The following is a 5950-nucleotide window of genomic DNA, read 5'->3' on the forward strand; positions in this document are numbered from 1 at the left end:
CTGCCACTGCGGCAGATAATCCGCCAGATGCGCACAATGCTCACCGTGATGATGCCAGGTTTTGCTCACGGCATCATACTGCTCGCCCGAGTTCGGATACACCACCAGCGGCAGCGCCGTTAAACCGTGTAAATGCTGCAACGCAGCGGTGGTGTTTTCCAGCGCAATGCAGTTAATACCTAGCGCCACCACCTGCGGATAACCCGCCAGCAACGCAACCACGTCACGCAGCGGCGTACCGTCGCTCAGGTGCTCGCTGTCGCGCAGGGTAAATGAGAACCACGCCCGCGCTCGCGGATATGCGGTCAATAGCTCAGCCAGCGCGCTAATTTCGGCAAAATTTGGCAGGGTTTCACAGGCCAGCAGATCGGCCCCGGCATCCAGTAACGCTTCCACGCGCGGGCGGTGAAACGCCTGAAACTCTTCAGCGCTACGTTGGTAATCACCACGGTATTCAGAACCATCCGCCAGATACGCGCCGTAAGGCCCGACTGATCCAGCTACCAGCAGCGTGCCCGCCTGCGGGTTCTCGGCCAGATACGCTTCACGGGCTTTACGCGCCAGCTCCACGCTTTTACCAATTAGCGCTTTCGACTGCGCTTCATCCAGGCCACGGGCGGCAAACCCCGCCGGTGTCGCCTGGTAGCTGGCGGTAATCGCACACTGCGCCCCTGCCCGGTAGTAATCGAGATGGACTTCGCGGATAAGCTCCGGATTTTCGACCAGCACTTTGGCTGACCACAAGCTGTCGGCTAAGTTACAGCCACGCGCTTCCAGCTCCGTCGCCATCGCACCATCGAGCAGCAGGAAATCCTGTTTATCAAGGATGGCGCTTAACGGATTATTCTGCGACATGTTCGGGCTCCTGTTTGGCTTTACGCGGTTGAGTAAGGAAATAAGCACCATAACACACTGCCACAAACGGTAACCCGCACCACAGCGCAATTCTCTGCGCTGGATCGAATGCCAGCCCGACACAAGCCACCAGGCACAGCACAAATCCCAGTACCGGCACCAGCGGGTACCACGGCGCGCGATAATGCAATTCACTCAATGCCTTACCCTGCTGCAGATGACGGCGGCGAAAGACGAAGTGTGAAGCGCAAATGCTCAGCCACACCGCCACCACCGCGAACCCGGAGATTGCCGACAGCGCGACAAATACCGTGTCCGGGGCCACCACGCTGGAAAACAGCGCCAGCACGCCGCCGAGCATACTGACCGACAGCGCCGTCAGCGGCACGCCGTTTTTCGTCACTCGGGCAAAACAGGCTGGCAGCGTGCGTTCATTCGACAGCGACCACAGCATGCGCCCGGAGGCATACAGTCCGGAGTTCGCCGCGGAAAGAATAGCCGTCAGGATCACGAAGTTAAAAATATCGGCGGCGTACGGAATCCCCACCTTCTCAAACACCAGCACAAACGGGCTTTTCTCCACGCCCGCCTGCTGCATCGGGATCAGCGCCGCCAGCACAAACACGGTGCCGATAAAGAAAATAATCAGTCGCGCGATGGTGGTACGAATCGCCACCGGAATGACCTTGCGCGGGTTTTCTGTTTCTCCGGCGGCAATACCGATAAGCTCGGTTCCCGAAAAAGCAAAATTCACCGCCACCATCGTCATCAGGATCGGTAAGCCACCGTGTGGGAACCAGCCTTCCGCCGTGATATTACTCAGTCCCGGCGCGGGCGAGCCATCCTGCATTGGGATAAAACCAAAAATCGCCGCCCCGCCGAGGATGATAAAGGCGATGATAGTGACCACTTTTACCAGCGAGAACCAGAACTCCCCTTCGGCAAAAAAGCGCGTGGAGATGACGTTCAGACCAAAAATAATCGCGCAGAACACCACACACCAGACCCAAACAGGCACCTGTGGAAACCAGTACTGCATACAGAATCCGGCGGCGGTAAAACTCGAACCCAGCGCTACAGTCCAGGTCAGCCAGTAAAGCCAGGCCACGGTATATCCCGTTGCAGGGCCAAGATAACGCGCAGCATAGACGTGAAACGCCCCGGTCTCCGGCATCGCGACCGACAGCTCGCCCAGACACTGCATAACCAACCAGACTACCAGCGCGCCAATCAGATAAGCCAGCAGCGTTCCCGCCGCCCCGGTAGTGGAGATGATGTACCCGGTATTGAAGAATAACCCTGTGCCAATCACGCCACCTAAGGAGAGCATAATCAGGTGACGCGTTTTCATTGTGCGCTTCAGTGGCGCATTTTGTTGTGTTGTTTGCATATAACCTTCTGAACGTATGGACATCTAAACATCCAAAGAAGGTTTGTTATACCGCGTTTGTTAACAGAATGCAAAGTCAACCCTGCACCAGGCGCAGATGCCCGCGCCGGGCGCTTAATGTCGGGTGGGGATTAATAATCAGATACAAAAAGGGTCGCCAGCTCATAACGCCTCCGTTGCCAGGCTTTATGTAAACTCTGGCAACGTCCTCACCGACTGGCGTTCACCCGGAAGTGGGAACCGTATCTCCCCCACTCATACCACCGAATGAGCACTTAAGCACCGCTGGCCGGGACCGGCATCTGAGATTTGCGGTTCATCAGAATAAATACCGCCAGGCCCGCCACTAAAATACCCGGCGCAGAAGCTGCCATCACGCCTACCGTTCCGGTGCCGAGCGCTAACATTTTCCCTGCCAGCAGCGGACCACTCATCGCGCCCAGACGCCCGACGGCGACAGCGGTACCCACGCCGGTGGCGCGGATCTGCGTGCTGTAAAACAGCGGTGCCAGCGCATACAACACGCTTTGCCCCCCGGTGGCAAACATCCCCGCCACAAATCCCGCCATCAGCATTCCGCTCAATGACGATACCGTGCCCAGCGCCAGCAATGATGCCAGCATCCCGGTGTAGATCAAAAGTGACATCACCACCGGACGCAATTTGTCCATCAACGCCCCGAGAATTAACGTCCCGCTGGCCGCGCCAATTTGCAGGGCAAACATCACGCCCGCCGCCTGCGAGGGCTGAAAGCCCTGCCCGACCAGCAGCATCGGCAGCCAGTTGATCAGCATATACACCACCAGCAGGGTGAAGAAATAGCACAGCCACAGCAGCAGCGTGGCTGTCACGGTAGTTGGCGCAAACAGCGCGCGCAGCGGCGCGGCAGCCACCTGCGTTTGTTGGGCGTAAACCTGCGATTCCGGCAACCAGCGCATCAACAGCGGTACCAGCAGCAGCGGGATCACCCCGCCAACCCAGAACACCGTTTGCCAGGCGGAGGCCAGACCACTAAACCCGAGCGCTGCCGCGAGCGCCGCGCCAATCGGCACACCGCAATACATCAGGCTCACCGCCGTACCACGAAAACGCGGGCCCGCCGCCTCGGAGGTCAGCGCGATCAGGTTCGGCAACGCCGCGCCCAGCCCGACGCCGGTCATCAGACGAGCAAACACCAGCGATGAGAAATCCCAGGATATCGCCGTTGCCAGCGAGAACAGACCGAACAGCGCCACAGAGGCAATAAGAATGCGTTTGCGGCCATAGCGATCGGCCAGCATGCCGCCCACCAGCGCGCCGGGCAGCAGCCCGAGAATGCCCGCGCTGAAGATCCAGCCCATCTGCATTTTATCCAGCGCAAACGCGTGAGCGATACCGACGGCAGCGATCCCGGCAGCCTGTAAATCCAGCCCTTCCATCAGGGCGACTAAAAAACACAGCCCGACGGTCAACGTCAGGCGGGATGAGGATGCGGGGGTACGAGTAGTCATAAGATGTACCTCTGAGGTCACGATGCAGGTGAATCGCGGCTGATACGTTGCCAGCCGCGTAATCATTTTTATTTTCTGTTGCGCAGATCCAGCGCCACGTCGACGATCATATCTTCCTGGCCGCCCACCATCCGGCGTTTGCCCAGTTCAACCAGAATATCTACCGCGCTCAGGCCATAACGCGCCGCTGCCACTTCGCAGTGGCGCAGGAAGCTGGAGTACACTCCGGCATAGCCCAGCGCCAGCGTTTCGCGATCGACCCGCACCGGACGGTCCTGTAACGGGCGCACCAGATCGTCGGCGGCGTCCATCAGCGCATACAGATCGGTGCCGTGCTGCCAGCCAAGCTTATCCGCCGCGGCGATAAATACCTCCAGCGGTGCATTGCCTGCGCCTGCGCCCATACCGGCCAGGCTGGCATCGATACGGTCACAACCCTCCTCTACCGCGGCAATCGAGTTCGCCACGCCGAGGCTCAGGTTGTGGTGGGCGTGCATCCCGGTTTCTGTTTCCGGCTTCAGCACCGCTTTCAGGGCGCGGAAGCGGTCACGGATATCAGACATGTTCATCGCCCCGCCTGAATCGACCACATAGATACAGGTCGCGCCGTAGTTTTCCATCAGCTTCGCCTGCTGCGCGAGGTGCTCCGGCGTGGTCATATGGCTCATCATCAGAAAGCCGACGGTATCCATGCCAAGCTCACGCGCATACTGAATATGCTGGGCCGACACGTCCGCTTCGGTGCAGTGGGTCGCCACGCGCACAACGCGCGCCCCAGCCTGATACGCATTTTTCAGGTCATGAATCGTGCCGATGCCCGGCAACAGCAGCGTGGCGATCTTAGCGTGCTTGACCACGTCCGCCGCCGCTTCAATCCACTCCAGGTCGCTGTGCGCGCCAAAGCCATAGTTAAAACTGGAACCCTGCAGACCGTCACCGTGCGCCACCTCAATGGAATCCACCCGCGCGTCGTCCAGCGCTTTGGCAATCTGGCGCACGTTTTCCAGCGAATATTGATGACGAATGGCGTGCATGCCGTCGCGCAGAGTCACGTCAGAGATATAGAGTTTTTTACCGTTCATGCTGCTTCTCCTGCCTGACGAGTGAGGGACTGCGCCATTTTCTCAGCGGTCGCCAGCGCGCTGGAGGTCATAATGTCGAGGTTGCCCGCATAGGCAGGCAGATAGTGCGCCGCGCCTTCCACTTCCAGATACACCGCGGTTTTCAGCCCGGAGAACTGACCGATGCCCGGCAGATTGACCGGTTTATCCTGCGGGATGACTTCAAACTGGACACGCTGTTTCAGACGATAGCCCGGCACGTACGCCTGCACCGCCGCCGCCATCTCATTAATCGACGCTTCAACTTCAACCTCAGAGGCCGCTTCGCTCAGCACATACACCGTGTCGCGCATCATCAGCGGCGGCTCGGCCGGGTTAAGGACGATAATCGCTTTACCTTTTGCCGCGCCGCCAACCACTTCAATCGCCTTCGAGGTGGTTTCGGTAAACTCATCGATATTAGCGCGCGTGCCTGGACCCGCAGATTTACTGGCGATCGAGGCGATAATTTCGGCGTAATAGACTTTTGCCACGCGAGAAACTGCCGCCACCATTGGGATAGTCGCCTGCCCGCCGCAGGTCACCATATTAACGTTCTGCTGATCAACGTTGGCCTCCAGATTCACCACAGGCACGCAGTACGGGCCGATTGCCGCGGGCGTCAGGTCGATCAGGCGGATCCCCGGTTTAGCAGCACGCAGCGCGGCGTCGTTTTTCACATGCGCGCCCGCGCTGGTGGCGTCAAATACGATATCGATATCGGCAAACTCCGGCATCGCAATAAGCCCCATCACCCCTTCATGGGTAGTGGCGACGCCCATACGACTGGCGCGCGCCAGCCCATCGGATTGCGGGTCGATACCGACCATCACCGCCATTTCCAGATGTACGCCGTGACGCAGAATTTTTATCATCAAATCGGTACCGATGTTGCCGGAGCCGATAATGGCGACTTTACGCTTACTCATGACTGACTTCCTTTTGTAACCGCTGCAGAAAAGGTGGCGGCAACTGAACCAATACCGTCGATATGGGCTTCGAAACGATCGCCCGCATTCACCGCGACCATCGGGCCTAACGCTCCGGTGAGAATGATATCTCCGGCACGCAGCGGCTCGCCGAGGCTGGCCATTTTGCGCGCCAGCCAGACGGCG

The 5950-nt window shown here is 58.9% G+C and carries 6 protein-coding genes; all 6 read right to left on the minus strand.

Features of this window, described 5'->3' with window-relative positions:
• On the minus strand, positions 1-855 hold an 855-nt coding region (gene mmuM, locus FDX03_RS02435; protein WP_249356971.1), incomplete at its 3' end, for a homocysteine S-methyltransferase.
• Entirely contained in the window at positions 842-2245 is a 1404-nt protein-coding gene (gene mmuP, locus FDX03_RS02440) for an S-methylmethionine permease (protein ID WP_044714461.1), read from the minus strand. The genes mmuP and mmuM, both read right to left, overlap by 14 nt.
• 275 nt (positions 2246-2520) lie before the next feature.
• On the minus strand, positions 2521-3735 hold the full coding sequence (gene mhpT / locus FDX03_RS02445; protein WP_137345431.1) for a 3-(3-hydroxy-phenyl)propionate transporter MhpT: 1215 nt from the start codon (positions 3733-3735) through the stop codon (positions 2521-2523).
• Positions 3736-3803: 68 nt separating this feature from the next.
• Positions 3804-4817 (minus strand): 4-hydroxy-2-oxovalerate aldolase, encoded by a 1014-nt coding sequence (gene mhpE / locus FDX03_RS02450; protein WP_137345432.1) that lies wholly within the window; start codon positions 4815-4817, stop codon positions 3804-3806.
• Positions 4814-5764 carry an acetaldehyde dehydrogenase gene (gene mhpF, locus FDX03_RS02455; RefSeq protein WP_137345433.1) on the minus strand — a complete coding sequence of 317 codons (951 nt, stop codon included), beginning with the start codon at positions 5762-5764 and terminating at the stop codon, positions 4814-4816. Before mhpF ends, mhpE begins: the two co-directional genes overlap by 4 nt.
• The coding region (locus FDX03_RS22955; RefSeq protein ID WP_185687765.1) for a fumarylacetoacetate hydrolase family protein at positions 5761-5950 on the minus strand (190 nt) is incomplete at its 5' end. The genes FDX03_RS22955 and mhpF, both read right to left, overlap by 4 nt.

It is taken from the genome of Citrobacter sp. wls827, from assembly GCF_005280875.1.
Classification (GTDB): Bacteria; Pseudomonadota; Gammaproteobacteria; order Enterobacterales; family Enterobacteriaceae; genus Citrobacter; species Citrobacter youngae.